General features: G+C 73.2%; 17 protein-coding genes. 5 read left to right on the top strand and 12 right to left on the bottom strand.

What is annotated here, in order from left to right; translation table 11 throughout:
* Nucleotides 1-156 precede the first annotated feature (156 nt).
* Genes MON03_RS09585 through MON03_RS09560 form a run of 6 tightly spaced genes read right to left on the bottom strand, consistent with a single transcriptional unit; the run spans nt 157 to nt 6,149 of the window.
* The gene (locus MON03_RS09585; protein WP_175329091.1) at nt 157-939 is read right to left on the bottom strand and encodes an ABC transporter ATP-binding protein; all 783 of its coding nucleotides are present in this window, start codon (nt 937-939) and stop codon (nt 157-159) included.
* Complete coding sequence (locus MON03_RS09580) at nt 936-1,730, bottom strand: ABC transporter ATP-binding protein (RefSeq protein WP_242088178.1); 795 nt, start codon at nt 1,728-1,730, stop codon at nt 936-938. Before MON03_RS09580 ends, MON03_RS09585 begins: the two co-directional genes overlap by 4 nt.
* On the bottom strand, nt 1,727-2,623 hold the full coding sequence (locus MON03_RS09575; protein ID WP_242088177.1) for an ABC transporter permease: 897 nt from the start codon (nt 2,621-2,623) through the stop codon (nt 1,727-1,729). The genes MON03_RS09580 and MON03_RS09575 overlap by 4 nt, the downstream gene beginning before the upstream one ends.
* Entirely contained in the window at nt 2,620-3,573 is a 954-nt protein-coding gene (locus MON03_RS09570; protein ID WP_242088176.1) for an ABC transporter permease, read from the bottom strand. Before MON03_RS09570 ends, MON03_RS09575 begins: the two co-directional genes overlap by 4 nt.
* Before the next feature lie 29 nt (nt 3,574-3,602).
* Nucleotides 3,603-5,132, bottom strand: a complete 1,530-nt coding sequence (locus MON03_RS09565) for an ABC transporter substrate-binding protein (RefSeq protein WP_242088175.1) — start codon at nt 5,130-5,132, stop codon at nt 3,603-3,605.
* Nucleotides 5,133-5,192: 60 nt separating this feature from the next.
* Nucleotides 5,193-6,149 (bottom strand): alpha/beta fold hydrolase, encoded by a 957-nt coding sequence (locus MON03_RS09560; RefSeq protein ID WP_242088174.1) that lies wholly within the window; start codon nt 6,147-6,149, stop codon nt 5,193-5,195.
* 64 nt (nt 6,150-6,213) lie between these two features.
* On the opposite strand from MON03_RS09560, the gene MON03_RS09555 reads away from it, so the two are divergent.
* Both MON03_RS09555 and MON03_RS09550 read left to right on the top strand, forming a co-directional pair.
* Nucleotides 6,214-7,125, top strand: coding sequence for a siderophore-interacting protein (locus MON03_RS09555; protein WP_022902198.1), 912 nt, complete (start codon nt 6,214-6,216; stop codon nt 7,123-7,125).
* An 8-nt stretch (nt 7,126-7,133) separates the two neighbouring features.
* Complete coding sequence (locus MON03_RS09550; protein ID WP_148286031.1) at nt 7,134-7,937, top strand: ABC transporter ATP-binding protein; 804 nt, start codon at nt 7,134-7,136, stop codon at nt 7,935-7,937.
* 546 nt (nt 7,938-8,483) lie between these two features.
* Here MON03_RS09550 and MON03_RS09545 read toward each other — a convergent pair.
* The 5 genes from MON03_RS09545 to MON03_RS09525 all read right to left on the bottom strand — a co-directional run bounded on the left by MON03_RS09545 (nt 8,484) and on the right by MON03_RS09525 (nt 13,934).
* Nucleotides 8,484-8,840, bottom strand: a complete 357-nt coding sequence (locus MON03_RS09545) for a Fe-S oxidoreductase (RefSeq protein ID WP_242088173.1) — start codon at nt 8,838-8,840, stop codon at nt 8,484-8,486.
* Nucleotides 8,837-10,240 carry a dihydrolipoyl dehydrogenase family protein gene (locus MON03_RS09540; protein ID WP_242088172.1) on the bottom strand — a complete coding sequence of 468 codons (1,404 nt, stop codon included), beginning with the start codon at nt 10,238-10,240 and terminating at the stop codon, nt 8,837-8,839. The genes MON03_RS09545 and MON03_RS09540 overlap by 4 nt, the downstream gene beginning before the upstream one ends.
* 70 nt (nt 10,241-10,310) lie before the next feature.
* Complete coding sequence (locus MON03_RS09535; protein ID WP_242088171.1) at nt 10,311-11,132, bottom strand: arginase family protein; 822 nt, start codon at nt 11,130-11,132, stop codon at nt 10,311-10,313.
* Between the two features lie 79 nt (nt 11,133-11,211).
* The gene (locus MON03_RS09530; protein ID WP_022902778.1) at nt 11,212-11,937 is read right to left on the bottom strand and encodes a PspA/IM30 family protein; all 726 of its coding nucleotides are present in this window, start codon (nt 11,935-11,937) and stop codon (nt 11,212-11,214) included.
* A 74-nt stretch (nt 11,938-12,011) separates the two neighbouring features.
* Entirely contained in the window at nt 12,012-13,934 is a 1,923-nt protein-coding gene (locus MON03_RS09525) for a TPM domain-containing protein (RefSeq protein WP_242088170.1), read from the bottom strand.
* Between the two features lie 309 nt (nt 13,935-14,243).
* On the opposite strand from MON03_RS09525, the gene MON03_RS09520 reads away from it, so the two are divergent.
* Both MON03_RS09520 and MON03_RS09515 read left to right on the top strand, forming a co-directional pair.
* A complete protein-coding gene (locus MON03_RS09520) occupies nt 14,244-14,447 on the top strand; it encodes a hypothetical protein (RefSeq protein WP_141399211.1) in 204 nt (67 codons plus the stop codon).
* A 41-nt stretch (nt 14,448-14,488) separates the two neighbouring features.
* The gene (locus MON03_RS09515) at nt 14,489-15,055 is read left to right on the top strand and encodes a 4'-phosphopantetheinyl transferase family protein (RefSeq protein WP_242088169.1); all 567 of its coding nucleotides are present in this window, start codon (nt 14,489-14,491) and stop codon (nt 15,053-15,055) included.
* Here the strand turns inward: MON03_RS09515 and map are convergent.
* A complete protein-coding gene (map, locus tag MON03_RS09510) occupies nt 15,039-15,806 on the bottom strand; it encodes a type I methionyl aminopeptidase (RefSeq protein WP_242088168.1) in 768 nt (255 codons plus the stop codon). The two genes, MON03_RS09515 and map, sit on opposite strands and share 17 nt — an antisense overlap.
* A 31-nt stretch (nt 15,807-15,837) precedes the next feature.
* Here map and MON03_RS09505 point away from each other — a divergent pair, with 31 nt between their 5' ends.
* On the top strand, nt 15,838-16,140 hold the full coding sequence (locus MON03_RS09505; RefSeq protein WP_022903381.1) for a helix-turn-helix transcriptional regulator: 303 nt from the start codon (nt 15,838-15,840) through the stop codon (nt 16,138-16,140).
* Nucleotides 16,141-16,150: the final 10 nt, after the last annotated feature.

Raw genomic sequence — 16,150 nt, 5'->3', positions numbered from 1 at the left:
CGCCCGGCCTGTCCGACGGCCCGCCGGACCGAGGAGCGTGCGCGTTGCGACACCGCGCGCGTCGTTCGACGCGTGCAGCGTCGAAGCGTGCGCGTTTCCCCGATCCGCCGCCCACGACCAAGCCGGACCCGACCCGGCTCGCGCCCGCGCCCGCGCCTACGGCAGCGTCGGCGCCGCCGCCACGAGCGCCCTCGTCACCGGGTGCTCGGGCGCGTCGAGCAACGACACCGGCCCGTGCTCGACGATCCGCCCGCCCGACATGACCGCCACGGTGTCGCACAGCCGCTGCACCACACCGATGTCGTGCGACACCAGCACCAGGGTCAACCCGAGGTCGTCCGCGAGCGAGCGGAACAGGTCGATCACGCGCGCCCGGACCACCACGTCGAGGGCACTCATCGGCTCGTCCCCGAACAGGATGCGCGGGGAGTGCACGACGGCCCGCGCGATCGCGATCCGCTGCCGCTGCCCACCGGAGAACTCGTGCGGGTACCGGGTGGCGGCGTCGGCGGGCAGGTCGACGCGCTCGAGGACCGAGGCCACGAGCGACTCGTGCGACCCGGGCACCCGGAGCGCCCGGAGGGGTTCGGCGACGATCGCCCCCACCCGCATCCGCGGATCGAGCGAGGCGTACGGGTCCTGGAACACCACGCCGGTCTCGCGACGGTACCAGCGCAGGGCGCGTGCGGAGCTGGAGGCGACCACCGGACGCCCGGAGGCCGTCACGGTGCCGGCGGTCGGTGCCTCCAGGCCGGCGAGCAGCCGGACCAGGGTGGACTTGCCGGAGCCGGACTCGCCCACGATGCCGAGGCGACCCCCGGCCGTCACCGCCAGGTCGACGCCGTCGACCGCGGTGCGGACCGGGCCGGGCTCGAACGGGCCCCGGCGGGGGAGTCGGTAGTGCCGGTGCAGCCCGGTCCCCTCGAGCAGTGCGGTCACCGGTCTCCTCCGGGGGTGCGGCGGACCGTCGCCCGCGCTGCGGACACGAGCGCCGCGGTCGCGGAGTGCTGCGGCGAGGCCAACAGGTCCTCGACCGCACCGCGTTCGACGACCCGACCGGCGTCGAGCACGACCGCGGTGTCGGCGATGCGCGCGAGGACCGCGAGGTCGTGCGTGACGAACACCATGCCCGCGGGGAGCCCCTCGAAGAGGTCGAGGATACGCGCCTGGGTGGTGACGTCGAGCGCCGTGGTCGGTTCGTCCGCCACGAGGTAGGCCGGCTCACCCGCGACCGCCATCGCGATGCAGACCCGCTGCCGCTGGCCGCCCGACAGCTGGTGCGGGTACTGCCGCAGGAGCGACTCCGGGTCGGGCAGGCCGACGTCCGCCGCGAGGGCGAGGGCCCGGCGACCGGCTGCGCGGCGGTCCAGGCCGTGGTGCAGTCGGAGTGGCTCCGCGATCTGCGACCCGACCCGACGGAGCGGGTCGAGGGCGGTCCCCGGCTCCTGGAACACCATGCCGATGCCGGAGCCGCGGTGGCGCGCACGCTCCCGGTCCGGCAGACCGACGAGTTCGGTGCCGTCGAGGCGGATGCTCCCGCTGACGGCGGCCCCCGTGGGCTCGAGCCCCATCAGGGCGAGCGCGGTCATCGACTTGCCGGAGCCGGAGGTGCCGATGACGCCCAGGCGTCGGCCGGGAGGCACGGTGAACGTCACACGGTCGAGGATCGTCCGTCCCGCGATGCGGACCGTGAGGTCGCGCACCTCGAGCCCGCCGGTGCCGCCCGTCACGCGGTCACCCCCGGAGCGGCGGCCGCTGCGCGGCTGCCGTCCACGTGCGCGCCGGCGTCGGCTGCCCGGTCGCTCGTCGTGAGGCGGGGGTCGGTGGCGTCCCGGACGGCGTCGCCGAGCAGGGACAGCGCGGCGACCACCAGCGCGATCGAGGCTCCGGGCCACGTGGCGCTCCACGGATGGACGCCGATGTACGCCTGCAGGTCCGACAGCAGCGAGCCCCAGGACGCGGTGTTCGACCCGGCGCCGTAGCCGAGGTACGACAGGCCGGCCTCCGCGAGCACCGCCGTCGCCATCGCGAGCGAGAGCTGCACGGTGAAGAGCGGCGCGGCGTTCGGGACGAGGTGCCGGAGGAGCACGCCGCCCGGGCCGACGCCCGCCGCCCGTGCCGCGGCGACGTAGTCGCTCCGCGCGATCCGCCGGATCTCGCCGCGGGCCACCCGGGCGATCGTGACGCCGAACGACAGCCCGACCGAGACGACCACGACGCCGAGCGAGCCGCCGTACACCGCGGTGAGGAGCATCGCGGTCAGCAGCGTCGGGAACGCCACGAGGATGTCGAGCAGGACCGCCGTGCCCTCGCGGACCCACCGTGCGGTGAGCGACCCGACGGCGGTGAGGACGATGCCCACGAGGCTCGCGATCACTCCGGAGCCGACGGCCACGACGACCGTGGTCCGGGTACCGGCGAGCAGGTAGCTGGCGATGTCCCGTCCCGAGGCGTCCGTACCGAACCAGTGCGCGGCGCTCGGACCCTCCCACTGGTGGAACGGGTCGGCGCGGAACGGGTCCTGCGGCAGCCACACGAGCGACAGTGCGGCGAGGACGACGAGGAGGCCGAGCACGACCACGGCGAACACCCCGGTCGGCCGGGCGAGCAGGCGACGGATCACGACGACGCCTCCCGCTGCCGGGGGTCGAGCGTCCGGTGCACGACGTCCACCGCGAACCCGACGAGCAGCACGAGCCCGGTGAGCACGAGCAGCTCGGACTGCACCTTCGTGACGTCCCGGCGCCCGACGTCGGTGACCAGCATGCGGCCCACGCCGGGGAGCGAGAACAGCTGCTCCACGACGACGGCGCCCACGAGGAGACCCGCGATCTGCACGCCGAGCACCGCGAGCACGGTCAGCGCGACCGACGGCAGCCCGTGCCGGAGGAGCGCCTGCGTCCGCGTGAGCCCGATGGCCGCTGCGGTCCGGACGTGGTCCGCGTCGAGCACACCGAGCGTGGCCGACCGGGTGAACCGGAGGATGACCGCACCCTCGACCGCCCCGATCGTCAGGGCGGGGAGCACGAGGGACGAGAACGCGCGTCCGGGTTCGTCCCACCCGTCGAGCGGGAAGCCCTGGGTGGGGAGCCAGTGCAGGGTGACGGCGAAGAGCGCGACGAGGAGCATGCCCGCCCAGACGATCGGCACGGCCGCGACCGCCTGCGCGACGAACCCGATGACCGCGCCCCCCGCACGGCGCCGGAGCACCGCGGCGAGCACACCGAGTGGCACCCCGAGCGCGAGCGCCGCGACGAGCGCCATGCCGGCGAGGGGCAGCGTGACGGCGAGCTTCTGCACGAGCTCCGGGGCGACCGGACCGTCGGTGACGAGCGACCGACCGAGGTCGCCGCGGAGGAGTCCCCCGATCCAGTCGAGGTACTGCACGACGACGGGACGATCGAGGCCGAGCTCCTGCCGGAGCTGCGCGACCTGCGCCGGTGTCGCCTGCGTCCCCGCGACGATCTGCGCGACGTCGCCGGGCAGCACGCGCAGCGTGGCGAACACGATGATGCTCGCCACGAGCAGGCCGACGACGAGCAGCAGCAGCCGCCCGACCAGGAACCGGGTCACGTGACGATGCTACTGACGGCGCAGGACGCTCACGCGACCGCGAGCTCCGACAGGTCGAGACGCGAGTTCGTCCCGTTGAACGGCACCCCCGTCACGCCCTTCCGGACCGCGGTGATCGACGTCGACGTGTAGAGCCACTCGCCGGCGGCGTCCTCGGACACGATCCGGGCGGCCTTCTCGAGCGCCGAGACCTTGGCCGACTCGCTCGTCGCGGCGACGGACTGCGCGTAGAGGTCCTGGACCTCCTGGTTGTCGTACCCGAAGTAGTAGTCCGGGTTCGCCCAGTTGCCGAAGTCCCGCGCCTCGACGTGGTCCACCAGGCTCATGTCGAACGTCCGCTCACCGGACTTCGGGGCCTGGAACACCGTGGAGAGCCAGGTGGCGAAGTCGACACGCTTGACGGTCAGGGTGATCCCGACGTCGGCGAGCTGCGACTTCAGGACGTCGCCGATGGTCGTCGGGTAGATGTTCGCGTACGTGAGCGTGAGGGAGAGCTTCGGCTTCCCGGCTGCGGCGAGGAGCTTCTTCGCGTTCGCGGGGTCGTACGCGTCGATCGAGGTGAGGTCCTGGTAGCCGGGGTCGAGGGCCGGGATCGGACCGCCCTGCTCGACACCCGTCCCGCCGATCGCCTTGATGATCGCCTTCGCGTCGATGGCCTGTCGGATCGCCTGGCGGACGCGCTTGTCGGTGAACGGCGCCTTCGCGTCGTTGAACGCGAGGGTGTACTTGTCGGTCGTCTTGCCGGTGTGCAGCGTGATGTCCTGGTTGCCCTCGAGCTGGCTCTCGAGCGTGCCGTCGACGGCGGTCTGCACGTCGAGGTCGCCGTTCGCCATGGCGTTCACGGCCGTCGACGGCTGCGTGATGTACCGGAACTCGATCTTCGCGACCTTCGCCTTGGTGCCCCAGTAGTCGTCGTTGCGGTCGAAGGTGAGCGAGTCGCCCTGCTTCCACGAGGCGACCTCGTACGGTCCCGTGCCGTTCGCCGAGTCGGACAGGTCGTTCTTCGCCGCCTTCTCGAGCACCAGCCCGGCGCGTCCGGTGAGGTTCCAGAGGAGGTCCGAGTCCGGCTTCGCGAGCTGCAGGACCACCGTGTCCGCGGACGGGGACGAGATGGACGAGACGTTGGCGAGCTTGGCGGAGTCGACGTACGTGTCGTTCGACTTGACCTGCTCGAGCGACCACACCACGTCTGCGGCGGTGACCGGCTTGCCGTCCTGGAACGTCGTGCCCTTGCGGAGCGTGAACGTGTAGGTGCGTCCGTCCGACGAGACCTCGTGCGAGGAGGCCAGCACGTCCCGGACGTCCCCGTCGGCGGTGCGCCCGACCAGGCCCTGGTACACGTTGTCGATGAGCACCTGGTCGAGCGCGGCACCGGACTGGGTGCGGATGTCGAGGCTCGTGGGCTCGAGCACCAGGCCGACGCGCACGGTGGCGTCGGTGCCGCCGCGTTCGGTCGACGATCCGGAGCAGCCGGTCAGCGCGAGTGCGGAGGTGACGGCCACCGCGGTCGCGACGACGGCGAGCCGTGCCGCGGCGGTGCGGGGGAGGAGCGGACTCATGGGTTGTGGGTTCCTTCCGGGCGCTCGTGGCGACGGTCGTCGCGTGGCGCTCGCACGAGACTACTGGCGTGCGGTGTCGCCCTGCGACGGTTTCTCGTCGGGGTGTAACAATCCGTGGTCGTCCGCCCATGCCCGGATCGCGTGGGCGAGTTCGAGTGGCGCCTGGTTCTGCACGGCGTGCCGCGACTCGACGGTCACGATGCGCGCTCCGGGCAGCCGCTCGGCGAAGCCCGCGTGCAGCTTCGGGGAGACGTAGCCGCGGTCGCCGCGCACGAGCAGGATCGGCACGTCGAGTGCCTCGAGGTCCGGCCAGGCGTCCGCGAACCGCCCCACGGAGGAGGTCCGGCCGGTCCCCAGGTGCGGGAAGTGGTGGCGTCGGACGAGTCGCCCGTCCGCACCGAGCCGGGTGGTGTGCCGTGCCTCGCGCAACAGGACCCCGCGGTCGTCCCCGACGCGTGCCTCGACCGCGCGGTCCACGACCTCGTCCAGGGACGCGAACGGCTCCTCGTCCTCGAGCGCGCGGGCGATCCGGTCGACGGCGCGCTGCGCGAAGTCCGGCGACATGTCGACGAGCACGAGTCCGGTCACGCGATCCGGCGCGGTCGCGGCCAGACGCGCGGCCAGGATCGCCCCGAGGGAGTGCCCGACGAGGACCCCGGGCGGCACGGCGAGGGCGTCGAGCGCGGCCAGCACCGTCGGTGCGGTCGCGCTCGCGGCGTAGTCCGCGTCCTCGCGCCACGACGACCGGCCGTGGCCGGGGAGGTCGAGGGCGACCGCCGGCGCGCCGACGGCGATCGCCGTCTGGTCGAAGCTGTGCGCGTCGATGCCGAGCCCGTGCAGGTAGGTGATCCGTGCCTCCCGGCCGTCGCCCCAGCGGATCGCGGAGACGTCGTGCCCGTCCGCGGTCCGGACCACCTGCCTGGAGGCGCGGAGCGGCTCCGCCACGCCGCTCGCGGTCGCGAGCGCGGCGAGGTCGGCGAACTCGTCGTTCGGGTCGGGCAGGGCGGGATCGGACACGGCACGATCCTGCCACCGCCACGCACCCTGGTCGCGTTAGGTAAGGCATGCCATACTTGGATTCGTGGCAGCCCGGTACCGCATCTTCTCCGTCCGCGTGGCAGCCGTCACGTCCCTCACGCCGCACTTCGTGCGCGTGACGCTGACGGGTGACGCGCTCGCGGAGTTCTCCGCGGTCGGGCTCGACCAGCGGATCAAGGTCATGCTGCCGATCGACGGCCACGGCTTCACCGAGCTGCCGGAGGACGGCGACTGGTACGGCGCCTGGCGTGCCCTGCCCGACGAGCAGCGGAACCCGCTCCGCACCTACACGGTGCGGTCCTTCCGTCCGGACGCGCACGAGCTCGACATCGACTTCGTGGCGCACGGCGACGCCGGCCCCGCCTCGCGCTGGGTGTCCGACTGCCGGGTGGGCGACGAACTCCGCATCGTCGGCCCGCGCGTGCCCGAGTCGCCGGACGAGCTGCCGACCGGTGCCGCCGAGTTCGCACCGGGCACCGCGACCCGCATCCTGCTCGCCGGCGACGAGACCGCCGCGCCCGCCATCTGCGCCATCCTCGAGGCGCTCGACGTCGCCACGGTCGGCCACGTCTTCATCGAGGTCCCCACCGACGCCGACCGGCTGCCCGTGACCGCGCCCTCCGGGGTCGAGGTCCGCTGGATCGCGCGCAACGGCGCGACCCACGGTGTCCGCATGACCGACCAGGTGCACGCGTGGGCCTCGACCGTCACGGCGACGGCCGGTGGCGCGTCCGCGATCTGCGCCGACAGCGCCGACTTCACCGAGGTGGACGTCGACGAGCAGGTCCTCTGGGAGGTCCCCGCCCCCGTCGACGAGCGTCCGGTCTACGCCTGGATCGCGGGCGAGGCCGGCTGCGTCAAGGAACTCCGCCGTCACCTCGTGCGAGGTGTCGGTCTCGACCGCAAGCAGGTCGCGTTCATGGGGTACTGGCGGAACGGCAAGGCCGAGCATTGACCACGGCGGTGCCCACCACCGCTCTGCCGACGACCGCACTCGGTGCCCGTGGGCTGACCCTCGCGTACGACGACCGCGTGGTCGTGTCCTCCCTCGACGTGGACGTCCCGGACGGCGAGCTCACGGTGGTCATCGGGCCGAACGCGTGCGGGAAGTCGACCCTCCTCAAGGCGTTCGCGCGCACGCTCAAGCCGAGCGCGGGCACCGTGTACCTCGACGGCGTGCCGATCTCCTCGCTCCGTCCGAAGGCGGCGGCACGACGGGTGGCGATGCTGCCGCAGACGCCGATCGCACCGGACGGCATCACCGTCCGCGACCTCGTGTCCCGCGGCCGGTTCCCGCACCAGGACCTGCTGCACCCGTCGTCCGGCTCGGACCGGGCCGCCGTGCAGGCCGCGCTGGAGCAGACCGACACCGTGTCCCTCGCCGACCGCAGCGTCGACGAGCTCTCGGGCGGGCAACGGCAGCGGGTGTGGATCGCGATGGTGCTCGCGCAGGAGACCGACATCGTCCTGCTCGACGAGCCGACGACGTTCCTCGACATCGCGCACCAGTACGACGTGCTCGAGCTGGCCGCGGAGCTGCACCGGGCAGGGCGGACGGTGGTGGCGGTGCTGCACGACCTCAACCAGGCGGCCCGGTACGCGACGCACCTCGTCGCCATGCGGGCGGGCTCGATCGTCGCGGCGGGGACCCCGTCCGAGGTGCTGACGGCGTCGCTCGTGGAGGACGTGTTCGGCCTGCCGTGCGTCGTCGTGCCCGACCCCGAGACGGGCACGCCGCTGGTCGTCCCGCGGCGGCCGGCTGCCTGACGCCCCGCGGGACCGACGGGCGGCTCACGCGGCGCGTTGAGGCTCCTCGGCACGCGGTTGGTCGCGTGACGTGCCGCTCACGTTCGTGCCGCGCGGCCCCTTCTGCGACCGCGGCGCGACGCACACATCGTGTTGCGGGCAGCGCGTCGGGCGCACCCGAGCGGCCTGTCCGTCGCGACTCCCCGCACGAAGGTCGCCGAGCGGTCACGAGATGTCGGTTCTGGGCTTGCGCAGCGACCACTTGTGACCGTTCCGCGAGACGCGGACGGGGTGTTGCGACCGACTGCGCGGACGGCGCAACTCGGCGGTCCCGCGGCGGTGTGACGCGCAGGGCGTGTTGCGCGTGCTCGAGCGGAGTGTTCGGCGTGCGGTCGCGACTCCCCGCAGGACCGTTGTCGAGCGGTCACGATGTGTCGGTCGCGGGCTTGCGGAGCGACCACCCGTGACCGTTACGCGGGCAGCGGACGGGGTGTCACGGCCGACGGCAGACGGACGGGAGGCGCGTGGTGCGCCGTCGTGTGACCCCGCGCCCGGTGGGCGGTCGGCTCAGCGGACGTAGCCGCCGTCCTCGAGGCCGGCCTCGACCTCGAACCGGTTGCGCAGCGGGTCGCGTCCCGCCATCGCGTAGAGGAGCGGCATCGCCAAGCCGTACCGGCGCCACTGCGTCACGTGCACCCGTTCGTGCCGGAGCACCCGGTCGCCGTCGTTGTCGCGCGTGAGGTACACCGAGCCGACGCACGTGCCGCCGCGACGGAAGGCCCATCGGGGGAGTCCGGAGCACACGATGAGGCCGTCGACCACGCGCACGGGTCCGGTGGAGAGGGGCAGACCGACCGCCAGCCCGACCGCCGTCGCGAACAGCCAGCCTGCCCGCGACACGACCGAGTCGACGAAGGGGTTCACGCCGGGCGGCCGTAGGTCTCGAGCAGCCGCAGCCAGACCTCGTTCATCGTCGGGTAGGCAGGGACCGCGTGCCACAACCGGTCGATCGGCACCTCGCCCACGACGGCGATGGTCGCCGCGTGCAGCATCTCGGCGACGTCCTGCCCGACGAACGTCGCGCCCACGACGACCCCGCGGGACTCGTCGACGACGAGGTTCGCGCGACCCGTGTAGCCGTCGGCCTGGAGCGCGGCGCCGGCCACGTTCCCGAGCTCGTACTCGACAGTGCGGACGTCGATGCCCTGCTCACGGGCCTTCGCCTCGGTGAGCCCGACGCTCGCGACCTCGGGGTCGGTGAAGGTCACCTGCGGTGCGGCGGCGTGGTCGGCGGTCGCGACGTGGGCGCCCCAGGGCTCGGTGTGCAGCGGTGTGCCCTGGTACCGCGCCGCGATGGCCTCTCCGGCAGCACGGGCCTGGTACTTGCCCTGGTGCGTCAGGAGCATGCGGTGGTTGACGTCGCCGACCGCGTAGAGCCAGTCGGTGCCGTGCACCAGCATGGTGTCGTCGACGTCGAGCCACGCGCCCGGTTCGAGCCCGACCGTCTCGAGTCCGAGGTCCGCGGTGTGGGCCCGTCGGCCGGTCGCGGCGAGGACCTCGCTCGTGATGACGACCTCGCCGTCGTCGAGCGTCGTCGTGACCAGACCGTGCTCGTCGCGGTCGACCCGGACGGGGTTGACGCCGGTGCGGACGTCGACGCCGCGTGCCCGGAGTGCGTCGGCGACGAGCTCTCCCGCGAACGGCTCCATGCCGCCGAGCAGACCGTGCCGCGCGACGAAGGTGACCTTCGCACCGAGCGATGCCCAGGCGGTCGCGAGTTCCGAACCGGACACCCCGCCGCCGATCACGAGGAGGCTCTCCGGCACCTGCTGGGCACTCGTCGCCTCACGGGTGCCCCAGGGTGCTGCCTCGGCGAGCCCGGGGACGTCCGGCAGGGTGTGCAGCGAGCCCGTGACCACGGCGACGGCGGCGCGGGCCGTGTGCGTCTCGCCGTCCACCTCGATCGTCTTCGCGCCGGTGATGCGCGCGTGACCGCGGATGAGCGCGATGTCGGCGGACTCGAGCCACGCGACCTGCCCGTCGTCCTTCCAGTCCGAGGTGAACGAGTTGCGGCGGGCGAGGACCCGCGCGACGTCGAGGGAGCCCGTGACGGCCTGTGCCGCGCCGTCGAGGCGCTTGGCGGCCTCGAGCGCGTGCCCGCTGCGGAGGAGCGCCTTCGACGGCATGCACGCCCAGTACGAGCACTCGCCGCCGACGAGCTCCGCCTCCACGATCGCGACCGAGAGCCCGCGCTTGTGGGCGTAGTCCGCCACGTTCTCGCCGACTGCGCCGGCGCCGATCACGATGAGGTCGTAGTCCGTCATGCCGCCAACCTACGCGGCCCGTCCGACGGGATGCCGAGCGGGAGGAGTACAGCGGGGTGTCGGCGCCCGGTCAGGGGGTCTTCGCCGCGTTCGCCAGGGCGCCGACCGCACGGAGGATCACGCCGAGATCGTCGACCGCGCGGTCGGGATCGACGGGCGCGAACCCCGTGAGTGCCGCGCCGAGGAGCCGTCGGCCGCGTGTCGCCGCCTGGATCAGCGCCACGAGTCCGGCACCGTCGAGTCCGAAGGGGACCGGCTCGAGGAGGCCGTCGACCTCCGAGGGATCGAGCACGTCGAGGTCGACGTGCACGAAGACCGATCCGGACCCGGTCGCCGCCACGGTCTCGGCGAGGGCCTCGGGCGTCGCAGCGTCGACGTCGAGGTGTCGGATGCCGGCACGGTCGAGCGCGGCGACCTCGCTGTCCTCCACCCCGCGGATCCCGGCGACGACGACCCGCGACCCCGGGAGCACCGGGAGGTCGGGGAAGAGGTCGTCCGGTCGGTCGACGAGGACCCGGAGTGCCGCCGACTCCGCCGCGACCGGCTGCGCACGGTTGAGCGGCCGGTAGCCGCTCGAACCCGAGATCCGGACGATGAGGGTGTCGTCGTCGAGGCCGACGGTGGCGCCGAGGAACGCGGACCCGTCCCCGCCGATGACGAACGGTGCCTCGGGCGCGACGCTCGACTCCTCGGTGACCCGCTCGGCCACGGACCGCACCGAGGTGTACCGGGCGATCGCGGTCTCGAGACGGTCACCGGCGCCGGGCGGGACCTCGACGACCGTGGTCGAGGCGCGCGGCAGGTCCGCGGCGATGGCCGCCGCACCGTCTGCGAGCCGCATCGCGCGCGACGACGCCGAACCCTGCCACTGACCGACCACGATGAAGTGCATCGTCACAGTCTGTCAGCAGGGTCCGGCGTCGTCCGGAGTGCGTGCTGGGCGACGGCTGGACCGGCACCCCGGACACGCGTCAGATCGTCGGCGAACCGCCGTTCTTGAGCGCGGCGAGCCGGGCTTCGACCTCGGCGTCCTTACCGACGTCCTCGAGGCTCTCGAACTGCGCGTCGAGGCTCGACGACTGGAGTTCCTGCTGGCCGAGGACCTTGGCCTCCTCGCGGCGGACCTTCTCCTCGAAGCGGTTGAGGTCGCTGGTCGGGTCGGTGATGTCGATGTTGCCGATGGCGTCGTTGACCTTCGACTGCGCCTCGGCGGTCTTCTGCCGGGCGACGAGCGAGTCCCGCTTGGACTTGAGCTCCTCGAGCTTCTGCTCCATGCCCGCGAGGCCGGCCTTGAGCTTCTCGACCTGCTCGTTCTGCGTGGCGAGCGGCCCCTCGTTGTCCTTGACCTCCTGCTCGGCGGCGATCTGCTTGCCGATGGCGATCTTGGCGAGGTTGTCGAACTTGTCCGCGTCGGCGGTCTTGCCCTCGGCACGGTACTTGTCGGCGGCGGCCGAGGCGTTGGCGGCCTTCTGGCCCCACTCGACGGCGGCCTTCTTGTCCTCCTCGTGGTCCTGTTCGAGCAGGCGGAGGTTGCCGATGGTCTGGGCGATCGCGGTCTTCGCGTCGGCGATGTTGTTCGAGTAGTCCCGCACGAGCTGGTCGAGCATCAGCTGCGGGTCCTCGGCGTTGTCGATGATCTGGTTCACGTTCGCCCGGATGAGCGAGGAGATGCGACCGAGGATCGTCTGCTTGGCCATTGCTGTTCCCTTTCTGGAGAAGAACCGGTTCGTGGTGTGTGGTCGTGCGGGCGAGGAGCGCGGTGTCCGGGTGGTCAGAAGCGTCCGCCGCCGGAGAAACCGCCGCCTCCGCCGCCGTCCCCGCCGAAGCCGCCGCCCCCGCCTCCGAACCCCCCGCCCCCGAAGCCGCCACCGCCGAAAGACCCGCCGCCGAAGCTGCCGCCGCGCCCGCCGAGGAGTCCGCCGAGCACGAGCCCGGTGACGAGCCCGCCGAGCTGGGCGCCGCCCCCGCCCCCGCCGTCTGCGCCCGGCCAGCCGCCCATGTCGTTGCCGGCTGCGTCCATCGCGGCAGCCGCGTACTGCTCGGCGGCGCGGGCTGCCTGGAGTGCGCGGCCGGGGTCGGTCGTGGCGAGGTCGACCGCGTCGTCGAGCGCGCGTTCGGCTTCGGACAGGCGGGTGCGGGCGGTCGGGCCGACGGCGCCGCGCCGGAGCGCGATGTAGTCGCGTGCCTGGCTGATCCGCGAGCGGGCGTCACGCAGGGCGTCGTCCAGGGCCCGGGCGGCGCGCTGGTTCTGCTCCTCGACACCCCGGGCCGTCGCGAGGGCTGCGTCGATGTCGGTGTTCGCCCGGGTCAGCGCGTCGACCGCGGAGATCGGGTCCTTCGGGTCGAGGCCCTGACGGAGGACCGTCTCGGCGCGGGTGACGGCGACGGCGAGCTCGGGGCCGCCGGACGTCAGCGTGCGCGCGGCCGCGACGTCGCCGGCGATGTCCGCGCGCATCGCCTCGGCACGGGCGGTGGCCTCGGCGAAGGTCGCTTCGGCGTTCGTGGCCGAGGTCGTCAGCTGCTGGACCTGTGCGAGGGCGTGCTGTGCGTCACGGACCGCGACGACGGCCTCGCCCTTGTCGCCGGCGGCCAGGGCTGCGTCCGCTGCCGCAGACCGTTCGGTGGCGAAGGCGAGCACCTGCTGCGCCTGCTCGACGGAGTCGGACACCGTCGCGAGGGTCCGTCCGGAGTACGCGGACCGGACCCGGTCGAGTGCGACGGCCGCGGCGGTGACGGACTCCGGTGCACGGGCGACGTCCGCACGGAGGGCCGTCGCAGCGTCGGCGACGCCGTCCTCGAGCGCGCGGAGCCGGTCGAACGCCTCGGTCTGCTGCTCGATCGCGGCGTGGGCTTGTTCGCAGATCGCGATGATCTGGTTCGCCCACTCGGCGCGCTGCTGCGGGGTGTCCGGGATCTCGTCGTCGAGCTGCTGCTGGTAGGTGAACGCCTGGCGGACGTCGCGCTTGGCGGTCTCGACGGCCTCGGCGAAGGGCTTCGCGGCGTCGGCGCCGAACTGGGCGGTGGCGAACCCGACCTCTTGCTCGGCGGTCTTCAGCTCGTCGTCGATCGTGACGAGCGCGCCACCGGCGGAGCGCTCGAGGCCCACGAGCGACTCCTGCTGCGCCTTCGTGGCGGCGGCGGTGCGGCGCTTGTTCCGGGCACGGATCACGAGCACGACCACGACACCAGCGACCACGAGCACGAGCAGGACCACCCACAGCGCGGTGAGGTCCGGCGGGTCCTGCGTCTGCGCGAGGCCGTCGGCGAACGCGGTCGCGGCGGCAGCCCACTCGCCGTCCCGCAACCGCGGCACGGCGTCGTCCTGGTATGCGCGCTGCACGTCCGACGACGAGAGCGCGGTCTCGTTGGTCTGGTGGACGTCCGCGATCCGGTCGTCGACCGCGACGGCGAGCACGATGCTGTCCGAGTCGATCTGGTTCTGCTGCCGGAAGGCGTCGCCCCACGCGGTGTGGTCCGTCGGGTTCGAGAACGTCTTCACGTAGACGACGTAGAGCTGCGTCTTCGTCCGGTCGTAGAGGTCCTGCGCGGCCTGCTCGACCTGCGACTGCTGCGCGCTGGTCAGGGCGTCGGCCCGGTCGACGACGTACACGCCGCCCTGCAGCGTGAAGGGCTCGGTGGCGCGGGCCGCGGTCGCGGGTGCGAGCAGGACGAGGGCCGCGACCAGCACCGCCACGAGACGAGCGATCCACCGGACCGCCGGCCGGCCCGTGGCCGTCCGGGCACCGTGTCCGGTACCGACCGATCGTCCATCGTGGACCGTGTGCATCCGTCCTCCATCCGTCCCCCGGGGACCGCCGTCGGCGCCCCCGGACGGCCCCCTGGGGGCGCCGTCGCCCGGAGTCTATCCAGGGCGCGCACGCGGGGGACCAGTGATCCGGGGACTGTGGACGAACCATCGTCATCCGCACAGGTCCGGGAGGTTTGTCCCCCGGGCCGGGGTATGCTGACCGCACTGTTCGACGACGAGCGGAAGGGGACAGCAATGGAGCGAACACTGAACACCGAGGTCGTCCCGCTCGAGGACGGCTACCACCGGGTGTCGACGCCGGCGAGCGGCGTGATCGGCTTCGTGCGTGAGCACGACGGCCGCTACGAGGTCCTGCGTGGACGCGTCCGCCAGGCGACGCGCTCCGAGGGCCTCTACAGCACGATGAACGTCGCGCTGATCGCGCTCACGCACGCCTGACACGGCACGGGCAGCACCACCCACCGACGTAGGCTTCCTGCGTGGGTGAGTCGTGCCTCCAGTCCGTCGTCATGACGCTCCGTCCGGCGGGCGCGGACCGCGCGGCCGACCGGGAGGCCCTGCTCGCCGCCGTCGCGTCGGCGACGGGTGTCGACGTGGCCGCGGTGCGCGCGGGGCGCGTCTGCGCGCACTGCGGCAGCATCGCGCACGGTCGGCCCTGGGCCACCGTGGACGGCCGGGAGGTCGGGGTCAGCATGTCCCGGACGACCGCCCTGACGGCGCTCGCGGTCGCGCCCGACGCCGTCGGCGTCGACGTCGAGCGCGTGTCGCGGGTGGCCGCTGCGTCGTTGGACGCCTTCACTCCGGCGGAGCTCGACCGTGCGGTCGGCGACGTCGGCGTGCTCGCGGCCTGCTGGGCGGCGAAGGAAGCCGTCCTGAAACGGGACGGCCGGGGCCTGCGGGTGGACCCGCGCGCGGTCGACGTCGACGTCGACCGCGGGCGGGCGACGCTCGACGGGAGGGTGCAGCCGGTCGTCCTCGCGCGCCCCGGACCCGACGTCGTGGTCGCGGTCGCGGCAGGGGGACTGCCGGTCACCTGGGGAGCGTGAGCACCTCGGCGCCGTCGTCGGTGATCGCGATGGTGTGCTCGGTGTGTGCGGTCCGCGCTCCGGTGGCACTGCGGAGGGTCCAGCCGTCGGGGTCGGTGACGAGGACGTCCGTGTCGGCCATCACCCACGGCTCGAGGGCGAGGAGGAGTCCCGGGCGAAGGGTGTAGCCGCGTCCGGGCCGTCCGGTGTTCGACACGTGCGGGTCCTGGTGCATCGTCGATCCGATCCCGTGGCCACCGAACTCGACGTTGACCGGGTACCCGGCGCCCTCGAGGACGGTGCCGATCGCGTGGGACAGGTCGCCGATCCTGGCACCGGGCCGGGCGGCGGCGATCCCCGCGGCGAGGGCACGCTCCGTCGCGTCGATCAGCGCGGAGTCGGCGGGGTCCGCGGTGCCGACGACGAAGCTGATCGCGGCGTCTGCCGCGATGCGGTCGAGCGACACGGCGAGGTCGATGGTGAGGAGGTCGCCGTCCGCGAGTGCCCGGTCGTGGGGGAGTCCGTGGAGGACGGCGTCGTTCACGGCCGTGCAGACGTGGTGCCCGAAGGGGCCGCGGCCGAACGACGGCGCGTAGTCGACGTAGCAGGACTCGGCGCCCGCGTCCTCGATGAGCTGCTTCGCCCACTGGTCGATCTCGAGCAGGTTCGTGCCGACACGGGTGCGGTCGCGCAGGGTCTGCAGGATCGTGCCGACGAGCGCTCCGGTGCGGCGGGCACGGTCGACCTCTGCCGGGGTCAGGATCTCGATCACGGGATGATCGTACCGGTATTACTATCGGTGCATGGTCCGTCTGCCGCTCAGCCCCGTCGAACTCGCCCGCGGTCGTGCCCTCGGAGCGCTGCTCCGTGCCGCCCGCGCCGATCGTTCGATGCTCGACGTCGCCCTCGCGGCCGGGGTGTCGCCCGAGACCCTGCGGAAGATCGAGACCGGACGCATCGCGACGCCGTCGTTCGGGACGGTCGCCGCCGTGGCAGCGGTCGTGGGGCTCTCGCTCGACGAGGTCTGGCGCGAGGTGCGTCGGGTCGGCGAGGACGTCGCCGTCGGCCGGACCGTCTCCGCGGACGACACGGCGGACGTCGCCTGAGGCTGCCGGC

The sequence above is a fragment of the Curtobacterium sp. DN_7.5 genome, from assembly GCF_022655355.1.
GTDB lineage: Bacteria > Actinomycetota > Actinomycetes > Actinomycetales > Microbacteriaceae > Curtobacterium > Curtobacterium luteum.
The sequence above is the reverse complement of the archived record's forward strand: the minus strand, read 5'-3'. Positions and strand labels throughout refer to the sequence as shown.